The sequence below is a fragment of the Sphingomonas bacterium genome (genome assembly GCF_903644135.1).
GTDB lineage: Bacteria > Pseudomonadota > Alphaproteobacteria > Sphingomonadales > Sphingomonadaceae > Sphingomonas.
Genome location: NZ_CAHJXA010000029.1, coordinates 1 through 15,416, shown reverse-complemented (window position 1 = coordinate 15,416; position 15,416 = coordinate 1). Strand labels below are relative to the sequence as shown.

Sequence of the window (15,416 nt, the reverse complement as noted above, 5' to 3'; positions counted from 1 at the left end):
CGCTCCCCCACCCCGCCTCCCAGTCAGGATAATGTCTTGGGAGGTGGGGAGGGTGAGCGGGCCGGTGCCGCTACCCGCGTAAGCGGATCCAATAAGCCGTCGCGTTGATTTGCCGCGGCGTACCGCCTAGTCCGCGCCGATGCCAAGTTTCCTGGACTTCGAAAAACCCATCGCCGAACTGCAGGCGCGCATCGACGAGCTGCGCGAGACCGCCGCAGACGGCAGCGTCGACATCACCACCGAGATCGGGCGCTTGCAGGGCAAGTCGGACAAGCTGCTCAAGGACACCTTCGCCAAGCTGACGCCGTGGCAGAAGACTCAGGTCGCGCGCCATCCCGAGCGACCACACTTCAAGGATTATGTCGCCGGCCTGTTCGAGGAATTCGTGCCGCTGGCGGGCGACCGCGCCTTTGCCGACGATCAGGCGATCATCGGCGGCTTCGCCACCTTTCGCGGCCGTCGCATGGTAGTGCTGGGGCACGAGAAAGGCTCGGACACAACCAGCCGCCTCCGCCACAATTTCGGCATGGGCAAGCCCGAAGGCTATCGCAAGGCGATCCGCCTGGTCGAGCTGGCCGACCGCTTCGGGCTGCCTGTGGTGACATTGGTCGACACGTCGGGCGCGTTTCCCGGCATCCAGGCCGAGGAGCGCGGGCAGGCGGAGGCGATCGCCCGCTCGACGCAGGCGTGCTTGGCGGCCGGCGTGCCGGTGGTATCGGCGATCGTCGGCGAGGGCGGCTCGGGCGGCGCGGTGGCGCTGGCGGCGGGCAACCGCGTGCTGATGTTCGAGCACGCGGTTTATTCGGTGATCAGCCCCGAAGGCTGTGCCTCGATCTTGTGGCGGACCGCCGACAAGGCCGCGGAGGCGGCGGAGGCGATGCGGATCACCGCGCAGGATCTGAAATCCTTCGGCGTCATCGACACGATTGTGTCGGAGCCCTTGGGCGGCGCGCATCGCGACCCCGCCAAGGCGATCGGCGCGCTGGGCGATGCGGTGGTCGCCTCGCTCGACGCACTCGCCGGCTTGCCGCCCGCCGCCTTGCGCAGCGACCGGCGAGCCAAATTCCTGGCGATGGGACGGCTCTAGCGCGTCAACCCGCCTTCATATTGGTCGTGACGTTGCCGAACGTTGTCTTGAGCTGATTGCCCAGGCCCTTCATCGCCGCGATCGCCGCCACCGCGATCAGCGCGGCGATCAGGCCATATTCGATCGCGGTCGCGCCGCGCGTCGAGCGCAGCCGGCGGCATAGTCGATGGAATGTCGTCACTTACCGTCTCCCGGAACGGCGCAGGGGACGGCGCGGCTATCGCCGCACCGCCCCCCAACCTTGTAACGTATGATCGAAGAAGTCTTACGACGCCTTCATGTTGGTCGAGACGTTGGTGAACGTCTTCGTGAGCTGGTTGCCCAGGCCCTGCATGGCGGCAATCGCGGCAACGGCGATCAGAGCGGCGATCAGGCCGTACTCGATGGCGGTCGCGCCCTTGGAATTCTTGATGAACTTGCGAATCGTCTGCATTGCAATCTCCATTCGTCTGCTAGCTTCAGTCACCCGGCTGAACCGGTAATCCGGAGCAGCAGTGGATCACTAGGCGACAGGAGTTGAGAAAGGTTTAATCGCGCCGATTAATTACCGCTTGCTGCGGAAACCTTGGTATTGACGTTGCCCCACATGCCGACGGTCGTATTCGCCAGCTCTTTGAACGACGCGATCATGGCGATCACCACCAGCGCGACGATGAGACCATATTCGATCGCGGTGCCACCGCGCGTGTCGCGCAGCAGCCGGCCGATTGGCCGGCCGGCAAGCTTCACGATGGAGGCGAGGCCGCGCATGACATCAATGTGATAGGGTCAGGACGTTAACGAATGACCAACCGACCTGCGCCCTTGTGCACCGGCGTAGAGACCATAACCGACGATCGCCGCGTAGCACAGTGCCGGAAGCAGCAGGGCGAACTGAAGACTGCCGGACAGATCCGCGAGAGCGCCGGTCAGCAGCGGCACGATTGCTCCTCCAACGATGGCGGTGGCGATCACGCCCGATCCTTCGGCGGCACGGCTGCCGAGTCCCTCGCTGGCCAGGCCGAAGATGGTCGGGAACATGATCGAGTTCATCAGGCCGATCGAGAGCAGCGCCCAGCCGGCCACGGCACCGGTGATGTTGGCCGACAGCAGCAGCAGCAGGATCGCGCCGACCGCCGCCAGCGTCAGCACCCTTGCCGGCGCGACCAGCCTCAGCACTCCCGCGCCAAGGAAGCGGCCGACCAGCGCGCCGCCCCAGTAATAGGCGACGTGCGGTCCGGCGACGGCATCGCTGGTGTTCCACACGCCCGGCTGGACCAGATAGGCGACGATCAGCGACCCGATCGAGACTTCCGCGCCGACATAGAGGAAGATGCACAATGCGCCCAAGCCGAAGCGTGGTTGGCCTAGTAGCCGAAGCGCCTGGCGGACGGTCGCGGATTGGTCCTGCACCTCCCGCAGCCGGTCGCGCCGGCTCCAAACGACGGCGGCAATCACCAGCAGTGCGACCGCAAGGCCCAGATAGGTGTGGACGATGACTCGCGACGACGCGGATCGATAAGCGTCGAGCGCAGCGCGGTGCAGTTGCGAAGCGCTGACGACCGCCAGGCTGCCGAGGATCAGCGCCGACCCGACGCGCGGGAAGATCGTCGTTCCCAGCGAATTAAAGGCTTGCGCAAAGGTCAGCCGGCTGTGCGCCGTGGCCGGCTTTCCCAACAGCGAGATCAGCGGATTGGCTACGACCTGAACGATGGTGATCCCCGCCCCGAGCACAAACAGCGCGAGCAGGAACATGCCAAAGGTGGCGCTGGTCGAGGCGGGGATGAACAACAGGCACCCCGCCGTCATCGTCACCAGCCCGATCGTGGCGGTGCGCAAATAGCCCAGGCGCTGCACGATCGCCGCGGCCGGCAGCGAGAACAGCGCATAGGCGAGGAAGAAGGCAGACTGCACCAGCATGGCGCTGGCATGGTCGAGCGTGAACAGCTCGCGCAGCTTGGGGATGATGATGTCGTTGAGGCTGGTGACGCCACCAAAGATGAAGAAGAGGGCAAAGACGAACCACCGCAGATCAGGCGCGTCATAACCCAACGCCGGATCGCCGGCCGCTTGCACCCCTACCGTCCCCCCAATTTCCACATCCATCATCGAGATTGGGTCCGCCGGTGTTCACGCCAGCGTAGAGGCGACGGCACTGCCAAGGCAAGGACGGCCTGCAAGCTGGAAGGAGTTGGTCGGGGAGACAGGATTCGAACCTGCGACCCCCTGGTCCCAAACCAGGTGCGCTACCAGCCTGCGCCACTCCCCGACACTCGTGGCCGGTAGTCCCGTCATCCTGCGGTGGCAAGCATCCCGTCTGGTCGCATCCATCGGCATCGGGTCGAGACAGGACGACTATGACGCCATGTCGGCTCCTTCGTACAAAGCGCCGCTACCGCCCAAAATTGACTTAGCGCAACTTCGCGCGGTAGATCGCGCCGGCTGGGGGCCGAGGCGCGCGGGGGCGAGTCGCGCGTGGAGGCTGGTGGGTCGCGTGACGGCGACCAACACGGGGGGACTATGATTAAGTCGCATTGGCGAGGCTTGATCTCGTATGGCGCGCTGTTGCTCGCTGCACAGCCGGCAAGGAGTCAGACCGCGCCCGCGCGTCCGCCGCAGCTTCCCTCGCGCGAGGAAGTGACCCCGCCGACGCCGACCGGCCTGCCCGCGCCGACCGCATCGGTCGATGCACGCGGCGCGATTGCCACGCCCACCTGCCCGTTCGAGACTTCGACGGTCAGGCTGAACCTCAAGACCGTCCGCTTCACCCGTCCCGATGGCAGCCCGTTGCAGCCCGAGATCGCCGACACGCTCGCCCGGGTGACGACGCCGACCGGCGACCTGTCGATCAAGGCGGTGTGCGACGTCCGTGACGCCGCCAACACGGCGCTGCGTCGCGACGGCTGGGTCGTATCGGTGCAAATCCCGCCACAGAGCATCGAGTCCGGCGAACTGAGGCTGCAGGTCGTCACGGCGCGCATCACCGAGATCCGCGTGCGCGGTACGCCGGGACCGTATCGCGCTGTGCTCGAGGCGCGGCTGTCACGGCTACGCGCGCTCGACCCGCTCAACCAGCGCGACGCCGAACGCGAACTGCTGCTCGCCGGCGATCTGCCCGGGCTCGACATCCAGCTGTCGCTGCGGCCGGCCGGGACGCAGCCGGGCGACGTGATCGGCGATCTGCTGATAACCTATCGGCCGTTCGCCATCTTGGGCAATGTGCAGAACTTCAACTCGCGGGCGCTCGGCCGGGTGACGGGCTATGTCCGCGCCGAGGCCTATGGGCTCGCCGGGCTGTCCGACCTGGCTTATGTCGGGGCGTCGGCGACGTCCGACTTCAAGAAACAGCTGATCGTCCAGGGCGGCTACACGATGCAGCGGCAACGGGGCATTGCCGTGGATCGAGGATAAGCACATCATCTCGGCCATCACCATGAGGATCGAATGCCTCATAGTTGGTGAAGCTTAACCAACCCCTAGGACGGCAGGCGCACCGCCGGTGATGAGCATACCCCGCGGTGGGCCCGGCAGGACTTGAACCCGCAACCTAGCCGTTATGAGCGGCCAGCTCTAACCAATTGAGCTACAGGCCCCTCCGCGTGGGTGCGCCCGCCTAGCCCAGCATGGCGCAAAGAAAAAGGGCGCTCCATTGCGGGAGCGCCCTTGTCCTCACTCGTCGCGACGGGCCGCAGCCCTTTCGCGTCTTAGTGCATGTTCTTGGCGGTCGCCTTGGCTTCGTCACGGACGTTGCCGGCGGCGTCGTTCAGGTTGTCGGCGGCGTTCGACATGATCGCCGATGCCGAAGCATTCGACGTGTTGCCGGCCATCGCATCGATGTTGTCGGCCTGCATTTCCATGTTGTCGGCCAGCATGTCACCATTGTTGATGACGGCCTCCTGCTCCGGGGTCTTGTGGCACGCAGCCACGGACATCAGGCCGGCGGCAGCGAGAACAAAGGCAATCTTCTTCATGCGGATGCTCCCAAGCATAGTAAGCGTCGCGGCCGACCCGATTGCCGTCGCGAAGCGGCTTCCTTAGCGAACGAACGGTGCCGGTCAATCCGAAAAGCGGCGTAAACAAGGCACCGCGCGGCGCGATCCGTTTGCCAACGCCACGGCCGACCCCTACATGCGTCGCGGTATCCCACACCTGTCCAGCTCGGAGCTGCGCGACCGTTATGGCCGTCCAATACACCTATGTCATGAAGGGTCTGAGCAAGACCTTTCCGGGCGCGAACAAGCCCGTTCTCAACAACATCCACCTGCAGTTCATTCCCTCGGCGAAGATCGCGATCATCGGCCCCAATGGTTCGGGTAAGTCGACGCTGATGAAGGTGATGGCGGGGATCGATCCCGATTTCACCGGCGAGGCCTGGGCGGCGGAGGGCATCCGCGTCGGCTATCTGGCGCAGGAGCCGCAGCTCGACGCAACCAAGGACGTGATGGGCAACGTCAAGGATGGCGTCCGCCCGGTCGCCGACCTGGTCGACCGCTTCAACGCGATCTCCGCCGAGATGGGCGATCCCCAGGACGATACCGACTTCGACGCGCTGATGGAGGAGATGGGCGACCTCCAGGCCAAGATCGACGCGGTCGATGGCTGGAGCCTCGACAGCCAGCTCGAACAGGCGATGGAGGCGCTGCGCTGCCCGCCGGGCGACGCCGGCGTGGCCAAGCTGTCGGGCGGCGAGAAGCGACGGGTGGCCCTGTGCAAGCTGCTGCTGGAAAAGCCGGAAATCCTGCTGCTCGACGAGCCGACCAACCACCTCGATGCCGAGAGCGTCGCCTGGCTGGAGAACTACCTCAAGGAATATACCGGCAACGTCATCCTCGTCACCCACGACCGCTACTTCCTCGACAATGTCGTCAACTGGGTGCTCGAGCTCGATCGCGGTCGCTATTACACTTACGAGTCCAACTATTCCGGCTATCTGGAGAAGAAGGCCAAGCGGCTGGAGCAGGAGGAGCGCGAGGAGCAGGGCAAGCAGCGCGCGATCGCCGACGAGCTGGCATGGATGCGCCAGACGCCCAAGGCGCGCCAGACCAAGAGCAAGGCACGCATCCGTGCCTTCGACGAGCTGATGGAGAAGCAGGAGAATCGCGTCGCCGGCAAGGCCGCGATCCTGATCCAGCTGCCCGAGCGGCTGGGCGGCAAGGTGATCGAGGCCAAAGGGCTGACCAAGGCCTATGGCGACAAATTGCTGTTCGACGGGCTCGACTTCAACCTGCCGCCCGGCGGGATCGTCGGCGTGATCGGTCCCAACGGTGCCGGCAAGTCGACGCTGTTTAAGCTCATCACCGGCCAGGAGCAACCCGATAGCGGCGAGATCAGCGTCGGCCAGACGGTCAAGCTGGGCTATGTCGACCAGTCGCGCGACGACCTCGATCCCAACAAGAACGTCTGGGAGGAGATCAGCGACAAGCTGGAGGTGTTCCGCTTCGGCAAGCAGGAATTGGGCACGCGCGCCTATGTGGGCGCGTTCAACTTCCGCGGGCCGGATCAGCAGAAAAAGGTCGGCCAGCTGTCAGGCGGCGAGCGCAACCGCGTCCACATGGCCAAGATGCTCAAGGAGGGCGGGAACGTCCTGCTGCTCGACGAGCCGACCAACGACCTCGACGTCGAGACGCTGCGCGCGCTGGAGGAGGCGCTGGAGACCTTTGCCGGCTGCGCGGTGGTGATCAGCCACGATCGCTTCTTCCTCGATCGCCTCTGCACCCACATCCTCGCCTTCGAGGGCGACAGCCATGTCGAATGGTTCGAGGGCAATTACGAGAGCTACGAGGAGGACAAGCGCCGGCGGCTGGGCGACGCCGCCGATCGGCCGACGCGATTGGCGTACAAGAAGCTGACGCGGTGAGGATCGCGACAATCGTATAGACCTGCATCAGGAACGCGTGTTTTCCGGGCGGCAAGCCGGGCCCGATGGTGGATGGCGACGGTTCAGGTGGTCCCCTTCAAGGAATTCACCATGTTCATGCGCGTCGACAAGCTGCAAGCCAATCTGCCCGAGCCCGAACGTCAGAACCCCAATGCCGGCGCGGCCCTGCGCGAGTTGCTGGGCGGCAAATATGGTGAGATGTCGACGCTGGGGAACTACATGTTCCAGAGCTTCAACTTCAAGTCCAAGTCGAAGCTGCGCCCGTTCTACAGCCTCGTCGCGTCGATCACCGCGGAGGAGCTGGGCCATGTCGAGCTGGTCACCGCCGGCGTCAACATGCTCAACAACGGGCCGGACGGCGACGATACCGGCGATGGCGGTGACGTGTCGATGACGCCGTTCGAGAGCATGGCGGAGATCCGCGACGCGGCGAGCTTCCTGTCCAACGGCGGCGGCGTGATGCCGGCCAACTCCAACGGCCAGTCGTGGAACATGGATTTCATCACCACCACCGGCAACGTCGTCACCGACCTGCTCCACAATTTCCACCTCGAATGCGGCGCGCGTCTGCACAAGCTGCGGGTGTACGAGACGCTGAGCGATCCGACGGGACGCGAGGTCTGCGGCTATCTGCTGGTGCGCGGCTCGGTCCACGCCCATGCCTATGCACTGGCGCTGGAGAAGATCACCGGCGTCGACATCAAGAAGATGCTGCCGACGCCCAACATCGACCTGTCGAAGATCCCCGAGTGCCAGAAGTATCTGGACGAGGGCTCGCATCGCCGGCTCTACACCTGGAGCCCGAACGACTATAAGGAGATCGCCGGTATCTGGAGCAACGACGAGGTCGCGCTGCCGGGTGATCCGCCCGGCGCGCTGGAGGTTGTCGACGGCATCCCGGAGGGCGGCAAGCTTGCCCAGCTCGCCGGCGTGCCATGCGCCTTCACGCCCGATTACGCGCCCGAGGAAATGTTCGAGATCGCCAACAAGCTTTACCAGAAGTCGCGCTGATCGAGGGGCGGGCGGTCGTACGCGATCGCCCCGCTTACCGCAGCCGCTTGACGAACAGGCGCCCGCCCTCGCGCCGTTCGGTCTGGAAGTTGGGCACCGCCTCGATCAGGTCGGCAAGCTGCTGATAGCCGTAATTGCGCGCGTCGAAGCTCGACCGGTTGGCGGCGAGCTGGCCCATCGCCGACAGGCTGACATAGCCCTTCTCGTCGCGCTTGTTGGCGTCATAGGCGTCGATCAGCAGCTTGAGCAGATCGGGTTCGACCGGTGCCTTGGCGCGCTTGCTGCCGCTCGTGCCGGCGATCGCCGGAGGAAGGGCCTGCGCGATCGGCACGTCGCTGGCCGGCGCGGCGCGCGGTTTCGCTGCCGGCGGCGGTGCGGGTTCGTCCTCGGCCGGCAGCGAGGCCTCGTCGATCAGCGCGCCGACGTCGATGAAGCGGGTACAGGCCTGGCGAAACGCCTCGGGCGTGCGGCTGTTGCCGAAGCCATAGACGGGAATGCCGTCCTGGCGGATGCGCATCGCCAGTGGCATGAAGTCGCTGTCGGACGACATGATCCCGAAGCCCTCGATGCGACCGCGAAACAGCAGGTCCATCGCGTCGATGGTCATCTTCATGTCGGTGGCGTTCTTGCCCTTGGTCAGGTCGAACTGCTGCTGCGGCTCGATACCATGGCGGATCGACATGTCGCGCCAGCCCTTCAGGCCAGGCTTGGACCAATTGCCATAGGCACGGCGGACGTTGACCGAGCCAAGCTCGGCCAGCACCGTCAGCACCGGGTCGATCGCGTGCCAGGAGGCGTTGTCGGCGTCGATCAGCAGCGCGACGTTGCGGGTGGGGGGTTCGGCCATGCACCACCCTCGCCGGGTCGGCGGCTCAGGTCAACGCGGCGGCGGGATAGACGATCACGATCACCTCATATTCGCGCTCGCCGCCAGGGAGATCAACGCGGCGCAGGTCGCCAATGGTTGCGCCCCGCAGAGCGCGGGCGAGCGGCGCGTTCCAGCCGATCCGGCCGGCCCCTGCATCGGCCTCGTCGTCGCCGACCAGCGTCAGCACGCGCGTCCGTTCGTCGTCGTCGACCACCGTCACCGTCGCGCCGAACCAGACGCGGGCGCGGTCCTGCTGTGCGGCGGGATAGACGACCCTGGCCGCCTTCATCCGCCGCGACAGCCAGCCCAGCCGCCGGTCGATCTCGCGCAGCCGCTTGCGACCGTAGATATAGTCGCCATTCTCCGACCGGTCGCCATTGCCGGCCGCCCAGGCGATCGTCTCGACCAGTGCCGGTCGCTCGGTCGCGAACAACTGCTCGTATTCGCGGCGCAGCGCTGCATAGCCGGCGGGCGTGATGTAGTTGGGACGGTCCAACGGCTTAGCCGGGCCGCGCCTTGCCCAGATACCAGCTCATCGGGGCCGCCCGGCCGCCCGACAACGCGCGCTGCGGGTTCATCAGGTCGTACACCACCGCATTCTCCAGCACCCGCTGGACATAGCCGCGCGTCTCGGAAATCGGGATCGCCTCGATCCAGTCGACCACGTCCGCGCCTTGGCGCGGGTCGCCATTGGCCGCGAGCCAGCGGTTCACGTTTCCCGGCCCGGCATTGTAGGCGGCGATGGCGAGCGGGTAGCTGCCATATTGGTTGAACAGGCGCGCGAAGAAGCTGGACCCCAGCATCATCGAGAATTGGGGATCGCTGGTTAGCGACGCCTGGCTATAGGCGACGCCGATCTTGCCCGACTGCTCGCGGGCGGTGCCGGGCATCAGCTGCATCAGCCCGCGTGCGCCGGCATGGCTGACCGCGGCGCGATCGAACTGGCTCTCCTGCCGCGAGATGGCGTGGATGATCGTCCAGCTGCCCTCATAGCCGGCCGGCACCGGCATCGTTGGAAAACCGGCGAGCGAATAGTCGCTGAGCCCGTTCACCAGCGCGCTGCGCCCGACCATCACGCTCAGGTCGGGGCGGTTGAGCTGCCGCGACAGCTCGGCGGCGAGCAGGTGGTCGGTGTCGCTTTTGGCATCCATGGCGATCTGGCGGAGGAACAGGGTCTGGTCCTCATATTGGCCGATCGGCCCGAGGAACCGCGCCGCGCGCACCGTCTCGCGGGCATAGAAGGCGGCGCGGACGGCGGGATCGACGCCGGTCGTCGGTCCGATCGCCGGCGGAGCGGTCAGCGCCCTGCCGACGCGTTCCGCCGCCAGCTGGCCGTAATACTGGTCGCGATAGCCCGCCGCCTGGGTCAGGTACGCCATCGCGCCGATGCTGTTGCCGGCAGCCTCGGCGGCGCGGCCGGCCCAGTAGAAGCCCTTGGCCTTGATCGGCGGCGAGTGCGACGCGCGGGCATAGCGGTCGAACAGGGTCATGGCGTCGGCGGGGCGGGCGAGCTGCTTCAGCGCGGCGCGGCCGGCGGTCCAGGCGAGATTGGTATAGTCGTCGCGCTCGGCATAGGATTGCGCGCCGACATCGGTGCCGATCGAATAGACGTCATCGACCTGGCGGCCGATGTCATAGGCGAGCTGCCACTGCCGGTCGGCTGCCGCGGCGCGCGCGTTGCTCCAGAGCGTGTCGAGCCATACCGCGGCGTTGCCGGGCGGCGTCGTGAAGCGGTGAGCGCTCGCCAGCGCGGTTCGGGCCGCGTCCCATTGACCGCTGTTCTTGAGGAAGGCCGCGCGATCGGCGACGAAGCCCGCATCGCCGGCATAGGCATTGGCGGCGGCGATGCTCGGCGCGTCTGGGGCACTACTGCGCAGCGCCAGGCGGGCGGCGAATAGTGGTTGTCTAGCCGGGCTGGTCAGCGGCAGCACGCGCGCAGCGGCCCCGGTCTGGCCGGCCCATAACAGCGCGTCCATGCGCGCGTCATGATCCTCGCTGGTCAGCGCGCCGGGAAAGGCGGTGAGCACATAGCTCTCGTCGCTCGCCGACAGCGACGCGCTGCGCCACGCCTTGCGCGCTGCCGCCGCGGCGGTGACCGGCGACCCCGTCGCGGCGAGTGCGCGGGCATTGGCGAGGTTGCCTGCGCCGGTAGTCGGTGCAAAGCGACGGAAATAGGCGGCGACGTTCCCCGCCGAGCCGGTCCCCGCCACCGCCTGACGCTCCGCCGCGCGGCGGAAACCTGCTTCGCCCGGCCAGCCGGGATGCGCGGTCAGGAAGCTCGCATAGCTGTCGAACGGCAGCGCGTCGGTCTGCTGCAGCGCGTGCCACTGCGCGATCGTCGCGGCGATGCTGCCGTCCTCGGGCGCCGGGATTCGTTGTACGGTCGCCATCGGCTGGCGACCGCGGTCGAACGCGTCCTGCCCGCTGGCGGCGACCGCCAGCAGCGAGGTGAGGACGATCGCCGTACGCAGCGCCAATGCAACCATGTGGACACGATAGCGCACCCGCCCGTATCTGTCCTGAATCGATTTCGCCCTCGGCGCGTAAGGAGCGCAATTCAGCATGATTTCCCCGCCCGTTTTCCAGGGCTCCATCCCGGCGCTGGTCACGCCGTTCGCGCCCGACGGCGGCTTTGACGAGGCGGCGTATCGCGACCTGATCGAGTGGCAGATCGCCGAGGGTTCCACCGGTCTCGTCGCGTGCGGCACCACCGGCGAGGCGGCGACGCTGACCTTTGACGAGCAGTTCGCGATCGTGCGCGTCTGCGTCGAGCAGGCGCGTGGCCGCGTGCCGGTGATCGCTGGCGCGGGTAGCAACGACACCCGCGTTGCCGCCAAGAACCTTGCCGCGGCAAAGACGGCGGGGGCGGACGCGGCGCTGATGGTGCCGCCCTGTTACAACCGGCCGGGGCAGGAGGGCATCTTCCGCCATTTCGAGGCGCTTGCCGCGGACGCAGCGCTGCCGATCATCCTCTACAACGTGCCGTCGCGGACGGTGACCGACATCCTGCCGGCGACGGTGGCGCGGATCGTGACGGCGTTCCCGGCGGTGTTCGTCGCGATCAAGGATGCGAGCGGCGTGCTGGCGCGGGTGTCGCAGACGCGCGCGCTGCTTGGGGAGGGGTTCGTGCAGCTGTCGGGCAATGATGACCTGGCGCTCGCCTTCAACGCGTTGGGGGGCACGGGCTGCATCTCGGTCACCGCCAACGTCGCGCCGCGGCTGTGCGCCGAGTTTCAGGCGGCGTGCGCGGGTGGGGACGCGACGAGAGCACTGGCGCTCCACGACCGGCTGTTCGCCCTGCACGAGGCGTTGTTCACCGACGCCTCGCCGGGGCCGGTCAAGTTCGCGCTGACGCAGGTGCGGCCGGGGTTCCCGGAGACGTTGCGGCTACCAATGACGCCGGCGGAAGAAGCGAGCCAGGCTGCGGTTACGGCGGGGTTGAGGAAGGTCGGCTGAAGTAATCTTCGGCCTTGCTGCCGCCTCATTCCGCACCGACGATCCGTGAGTGGGGGTAGGGCCATGCAGGCGTTATTGATACTCGGGTTGCAGATCGCGCCGGTGCTGGGGTCGCCCGTCGCCATTCTCAGCAAGCTGAGCGCCGTGCCGACCTGCCCCGAGGCGAACGATCCTGCCGATATCGTCGTCTGCGGACACGTCGATACCGATCGCTATCGCCTGCGGCCGCTCACACCGCCGCTCGGGGTGCGTGATGGGCCGCCGCTTGCACAGACCGGCATTGGCGGCGGAACATTGGGCGTTACGACGCAACAGGTCATGATCGGCAACGTGCCCAGCAACCGGGTCATGCTTAGTTTGAAGCTGCCCTTTTAGTCCGCGCCTTTCCCCATGTCCGCCCAGCGTCTACATGCCGGCCCATGTCCCGCCCCAAACCCGTCCAGTTCGATAAGAAGAAGATCGTCGCCGAGAACCGTCGCGCGCGGTTCGATTACGCGATCGAGACCGTCTACGAGGCCGGCATTGCGCTCACCGGCACCGAGGTGAAGTCGCTGCGCTTCGGCCAGGGGTCGATTGCCGAGAGCTATGCCGATATCGAGGAGGGGGCGGTGTGGCTGATCAACTCCAACGTGCCCGAGTTCAGCCACGGCAACCGCTACAATCACGAGCCCAAGCGGCGGCGCAAGCTCCTGCTGCACGAGCGCGAGATCAACAAGCTGCACGGCGCGGTCGCGCGCGAGGGCATGACGCTGGTGCCGCTGTCGGTCTATTTCAACGCGCAGGGGCGCGCCAAGGTGGAGTTGGCGCTCGCCAAGGGTCGCAAGGACCATGACAAGCGCGCCGCCATCAAGGAGCGCGAGTGGAAGAAGGAAGCGGGCCGGCTGATGCGCGAGCGCGGCTGATCCGCCAGCCGCTCGCCCGGTGTGATTGACGCGCCGCTACAGGCGGTTACAACCCCTAATTGACAAAGAGCCCAGGTGCCGACCGGGCCATCAAGGGAGTTTCCATGAAGCGCATCCTCGCCGCCGGCCTGCTCGCCGCCGTGTGCATCACCGGCCTCGCCGCCGTCCACGCGCAGACGAGCACCGGTCCGGACGGGCTGGTCCATTACGGCAGCTTCGGCGTCGACGTGAAGGGCATGGACAAGACGGTGTCGCCGGCCGACGATTTCTACGATTACGTCAATGGCACCTGGGAGAAGACGACCGTCATCCCGGCCGACAAGTCGAACTTCGGCGCGTTCGAGGTCCTCGCCGACCTGTCGCGCGACCGTACCCACACCATTCTTGAGGCGCAGAAGGGGCAGGGCACCAAGATCGGCAACGCCTATTCCGCCTATCTCGACACCGATGCCATCGAGGCGAAGGGGATTGCGCCGATCCAGCCGTGGCTGACCCGCATCAAGAGCCTCGACAGCAAGAGCGGCTATCCGGCGCTGATCGCCGAGGCCGACCGCAACGGCATTGGCGGCCCGTTCGGCACCGGCGTCGGACAGGACGCGAAACAGCCGGAGATCTATGCCGTTGGCGTTCGCCAGTCGGGACTCGGCCTGCCCGACCGCGACTATTACCTCAAGGCGGACGACGCCAAATTGGCGGCCACCAAGGCTGCATACCAGGCGCATATCGCCCGGATGTTCACGCTGGCGGGTGAGCCGGACGCCGAGGCCCGCGCAAAGGCGGTGGTCGATTTCGAGACCGGGATTGCGCAGGTCAGCTGGACCCGCACCGAAAGCCGCGACGCCAACAAGACCTATAACAAGATGACGGTGGCGCAGCTGGTGCAGACCGCGCCCGGGTTCGACTTCGCGGCCTATCTGAAGGGTATCGGCACGCCGGTCGATACGGTGATCGTCGGTCAGCCGACCGCGGTGGCCGGCATCGCCAAGGCGATCGCCGCTGCGCCGCTATCGGTCCTGAAGGATCAGCTGCTGATCCGCAGCTTGGACGGCTATGCCGACGTTCTGCCCGCCGCGTTCGACAAGGAACGGTTCGCCTTTTACGGTACGACGCTGTCGGGGACGCCTCAGCAGCAGGATCGGTGGAAGCGCTCGGTCGACTGGACCAGCGACGCGGTCGCCGACGAGGTCAGCAAGGTCTATGTCGCGCAATATTTTCCGCCCGAGACCAAGGCGGCGGCGGATCAGCTGGTCAAGAACATCATCACTGCGATGGGCAAGCGAATCGACGCGCTGACCTGGATGGCTCCCGAGACCAAGGTCAAGGCGCACGCCAAGCTCGCCGCTTTCACCCCCAAGATCGGCTATCCCTCGCGCTGGAAGGATTATTCGGCGCTGACGATCACCGCTGGCGACGCCTATGGCAACAAGCTGCGTGCCAACCGCTGGGAGCATGAGGACGAGATCGCCCATCTCGGCAAGCCGCTCCAGCGCTGGGAGTGGGGGATGACGCCGATGACGGTCAACGCCTATGCCAATTTCGGCATGGTCGAGATCGTGTTTCCGGCGGCGATCCTGCAGCCGCCGTTCTTTGATCCCAAGGCCGATCCGGCAGTCAATTATGGCGGCATCGGCGCGGTGATCGGCCATGAGATGAGCCACCATTTCGACGATCAGGGGGCCAAGTTCGACCTTCACGGCAAGCTCACCCAATGGTGGACCGACGAGGACGTGAAGCGGTTCAGTGCGCTGGAGGACAAGCTGGCGGCGCAATATTCGGCCTATGAGCCGGTCGCCGGGCACAAGCTCAACGGCCGGTTGACCCTGGGTGAGAACTCCGCCGATCTCGCCGGTCTCAACGCCGCCTATGACGCCTATCATGCGTCGCTGGGCGGCAAGCCGGCCCCGGTGATCGGCGGTTATACCGGCGACCAGCGCTTCTATCTCGGTTGGGCGCAGATCTGGCGACGCAGCTACCGCGAGCAGAACCTGTTGCAGCGGCTGCTCACCGACCCGCACTCGCCCTCGCAGCAGCGTGCCGATATCGTTCGCAACATGGACCCGTGGTACGCCGCTTATGATCCCAAGCCGGCTCAGAAGCTGTACTTGGCGACCGATCAGCGCGTCCGCATCTGGTGACGATGGCAGGGCGCTGAGCACCTCTGCGCGATGGCATCGTTACCGCTCGTGACCGGCGCATCGCCACGCCGCCGTGCCGGCGTGGGGGCGGGCGGTGCGG

The 15,416-nt window shown here is 66.3% G+C and carries 16 protein-coding genes and 2 tRNA genes; 8 read left to right on the top strand and 10 right to left on the bottom strand.

Going from position 1 to position 15,416, the window contains the following annotated elements; all coding sequences use genetic code 11:
- Positions 1–139 precede the first annotated feature (139 nt).
- The gene (locus tag HUU96_RS03175; protein WP_174291414.1) at positions 140–1,087 is read left to right on the top strand and encodes an acetyl-CoA carboxylase carboxyltransferase subunit alpha; all 948 of its coding nucleotides are present in this window, start codon (positions 140–142) and stop codon (positions 1,085–1,087) included.
- Positions 1,088–1,091: 4 nt separating this feature from the next.
- On the opposite strand, the gene HUU96_RS03170 is transcribed toward HUU96_RS03175, so the two are convergent.
- The 5 genes from HUU96_RS03170 to HUU96_RS03150 all read right to left on the bottom strand — a co-directional run bounded on the left by HUU96_RS03170 (position 1,092) and on the right by HUU96_RS03150 (position 3,335).
- On the bottom strand, positions 1,092–1,268 hold the full coding sequence (locus HUU96_RS03170; protein WP_174291413.1) for a Flp family type IVb pilin: 177 nt from the start codon (positions 1,266–1,268) through the stop codon (positions 1,092–1,094).
- Positions 1,269–1,352: 84 nt separating this feature from the next.
- Entirely contained in the window at positions 1,353–1,520 is a 168-nt protein-coding gene (locus tag HUU96_RS03165) for a Flp family type IVb pilin (RefSeq protein WP_174291412.1), read from the bottom strand.
- 107 nt (positions 1,521–1,627) lie between these two features.
- Entirely contained in the window at positions 1,628–1,837 is a 210-nt protein-coding gene (locus HUU96_RS03160) for a Flp family type IVb pilin (RefSeq protein WP_174291411.1), read from the bottom strand.
- An 18-nt stretch (positions 1,838–1,855) separates the two neighbouring features.
- A complete protein-coding gene (locus HUU96_RS03155) occupies positions 1,856–3,172 on the bottom strand; it encodes a sugar MFS transporter (protein ID WP_174291410.1) in 1,317 nt (438 codons plus the stop codon).
- An 86-nt stretch (positions 3,173–3,258) separates the two neighbouring features.
- Positions 3,259–3,335, bottom strand: a tRNA-Pro gene (locus HUU96_RS03150).
- Positions 3,336–3,631: 296 nt separating this feature from the next.
- On the opposite strand from HUU96_RS03150, the gene HUU96_RS03145 reads away from it, so the two are divergent.
- Positions 3,632–4,477: a ShlB/FhaC/HecB family hemolysin secretion/activation protein gene (locus HUU96_RS03145; RefSeq protein ID WP_174291409.1), complete on the top strand. Its 846-nt coding sequence runs from the start codon at positions 3,632–3,634 to the stop codon at positions 4,475–4,477.
- Positions 4,478–4,585: 108 nt separating this feature from the next.
- On the opposite strand, the gene HUU96_RS03140 is transcribed toward HUU96_RS03145, so the two are convergent.
- Positions 4,586–4,659, bottom strand: a tRNA-Ile gene (locus HUU96_RS03140).
- A 111-nt stretch (positions 4,660–4,770) separates the two neighbouring features.
- A complete protein-coding gene (locus HUU96_RS03135) occupies positions 4,771–5,037 on the bottom strand; it encodes a hypothetical protein (protein ID WP_174291408.1) in 267 nt (88 codons plus the stop codon).
- A 206-nt stretch (positions 5,038–5,243) separates the two neighbouring features.
- On the opposite strand from HUU96_RS03135, the gene ettA reads away from it, so the two are divergent.
- Together ettA and HUU96_RS03125 are read left to right on the top strand one after the other, a co-directional pair.
- Positions 5,244–6,923: an energy-dependent translational throttle protein EttA gene (gene ettA, locus HUU96_RS03130; RefSeq protein ID WP_174291407.1), complete on the top strand. Its 1,680-nt coding sequence runs from the start codon at positions 5,244–5,246 to the stop codon at positions 6,921–6,923.
- A 111-nt stretch (positions 6,924–7,034) separates the two neighbouring features.
- Positions 7,035–7,955 (top strand): manganese catalase family protein, encoded by a 921-nt coding sequence (locus HUU96_RS03125; RefSeq protein ID WP_174291406.1) that lies wholly within the window; start codon positions 7,035–7,037, stop codon positions 7,953–7,955.
- Between the two features lie 34 nt (positions 7,956–7,989).
- Here HUU96_RS03125 and HUU96_RS03120 read toward each other — a convergent pair whose 3' ends face one another.
- The 3 genes from HUU96_RS03120 to HUU96_RS03110 are packed head-to-tail and all read right to left on the bottom strand — an operon-like array spanning position 7,990 to position 11,309.
- Entirely contained in the window at positions 7,990–8,802 is an 813-nt protein-coding gene (locus HUU96_RS03120; RefSeq protein WP_174291405.1) for an NYN domain-containing protein, read from the bottom strand.
- A 25-nt stretch (positions 8,803–8,827) separates the two neighbouring features.
- A complete protein-coding gene (locus tag HUU96_RS03115; RefSeq protein ID WP_174291404.1) occupies positions 8,828–9,319 on the bottom strand; it encodes a GreA/GreB family elongation factor in 492 nt (163 codons plus the stop codon).
- A 4-nt stretch (positions 9,320–9,323) separates the two neighbouring features.
- A complete protein-coding gene (locus HUU96_RS03110) occupies positions 9,324–11,309 on the bottom strand; it encodes a lytic transglycosylase domain-containing protein (protein ID WP_174291403.1) in 1,986 nt (661 codons plus the stop codon).
- A gap of 76 nt (positions 11,310–11,385) precedes the next feature.
- Between HUU96_RS03110 and dapA the strand changes: the two genes are divergently transcribed.
- The 4 genes from dapA to HUU96_RS03090 all read left to right on the top strand — a co-directional run bounded on the left by dapA (position 11,386) and on the right by HUU96_RS03090 (position 15,316).
- Positions 11,386–12,279, top strand: coding sequence for a 4-hydroxy-tetrahydrodipicolinate synthase (gene dapA, locus HUU96_RS03105; RefSeq protein ID WP_174291402.1), 894 nt, complete (start codon positions 11,386–11,388; stop codon positions 12,277–12,279).
- A gap of 63 nt (positions 12,280–12,342) precedes the next feature.
- The gene (locus HUU96_RS03100) at positions 12,343–12,654 is read left to right on the top strand and encodes a hypothetical protein (protein ID WP_174291401.1); all 312 of its coding nucleotides are present in this window, start codon (positions 12,343–12,345) and stop codon (positions 12,652–12,654) included.
- Between the two features lie 44 nt (positions 12,655–12,698).
- Positions 12,699–13,181, top strand: coding sequence for an SsrA-binding protein SmpB (gene smpB / locus HUU96_RS03095; RefSeq protein ID WP_174291400.1), 483 nt, complete (start codon positions 12,699–12,701; stop codon positions 13,179–13,181).
- A 104-nt stretch (positions 13,182–13,285) separates the two neighbouring features.
- Positions 13,286–15,316 carry a M13 family metallopeptidase gene (locus HUU96_RS03090; protein ID WP_174291399.1) on the top strand — a complete coding sequence of 677 codons (2,031 nt, stop codon included), beginning with the start codon at positions 13,286–13,288 and terminating at the stop codon, positions 15,314–15,316.
- The last annotated feature ends 100 nt before the right edge of the window (positions 15,317–15,416 follow it).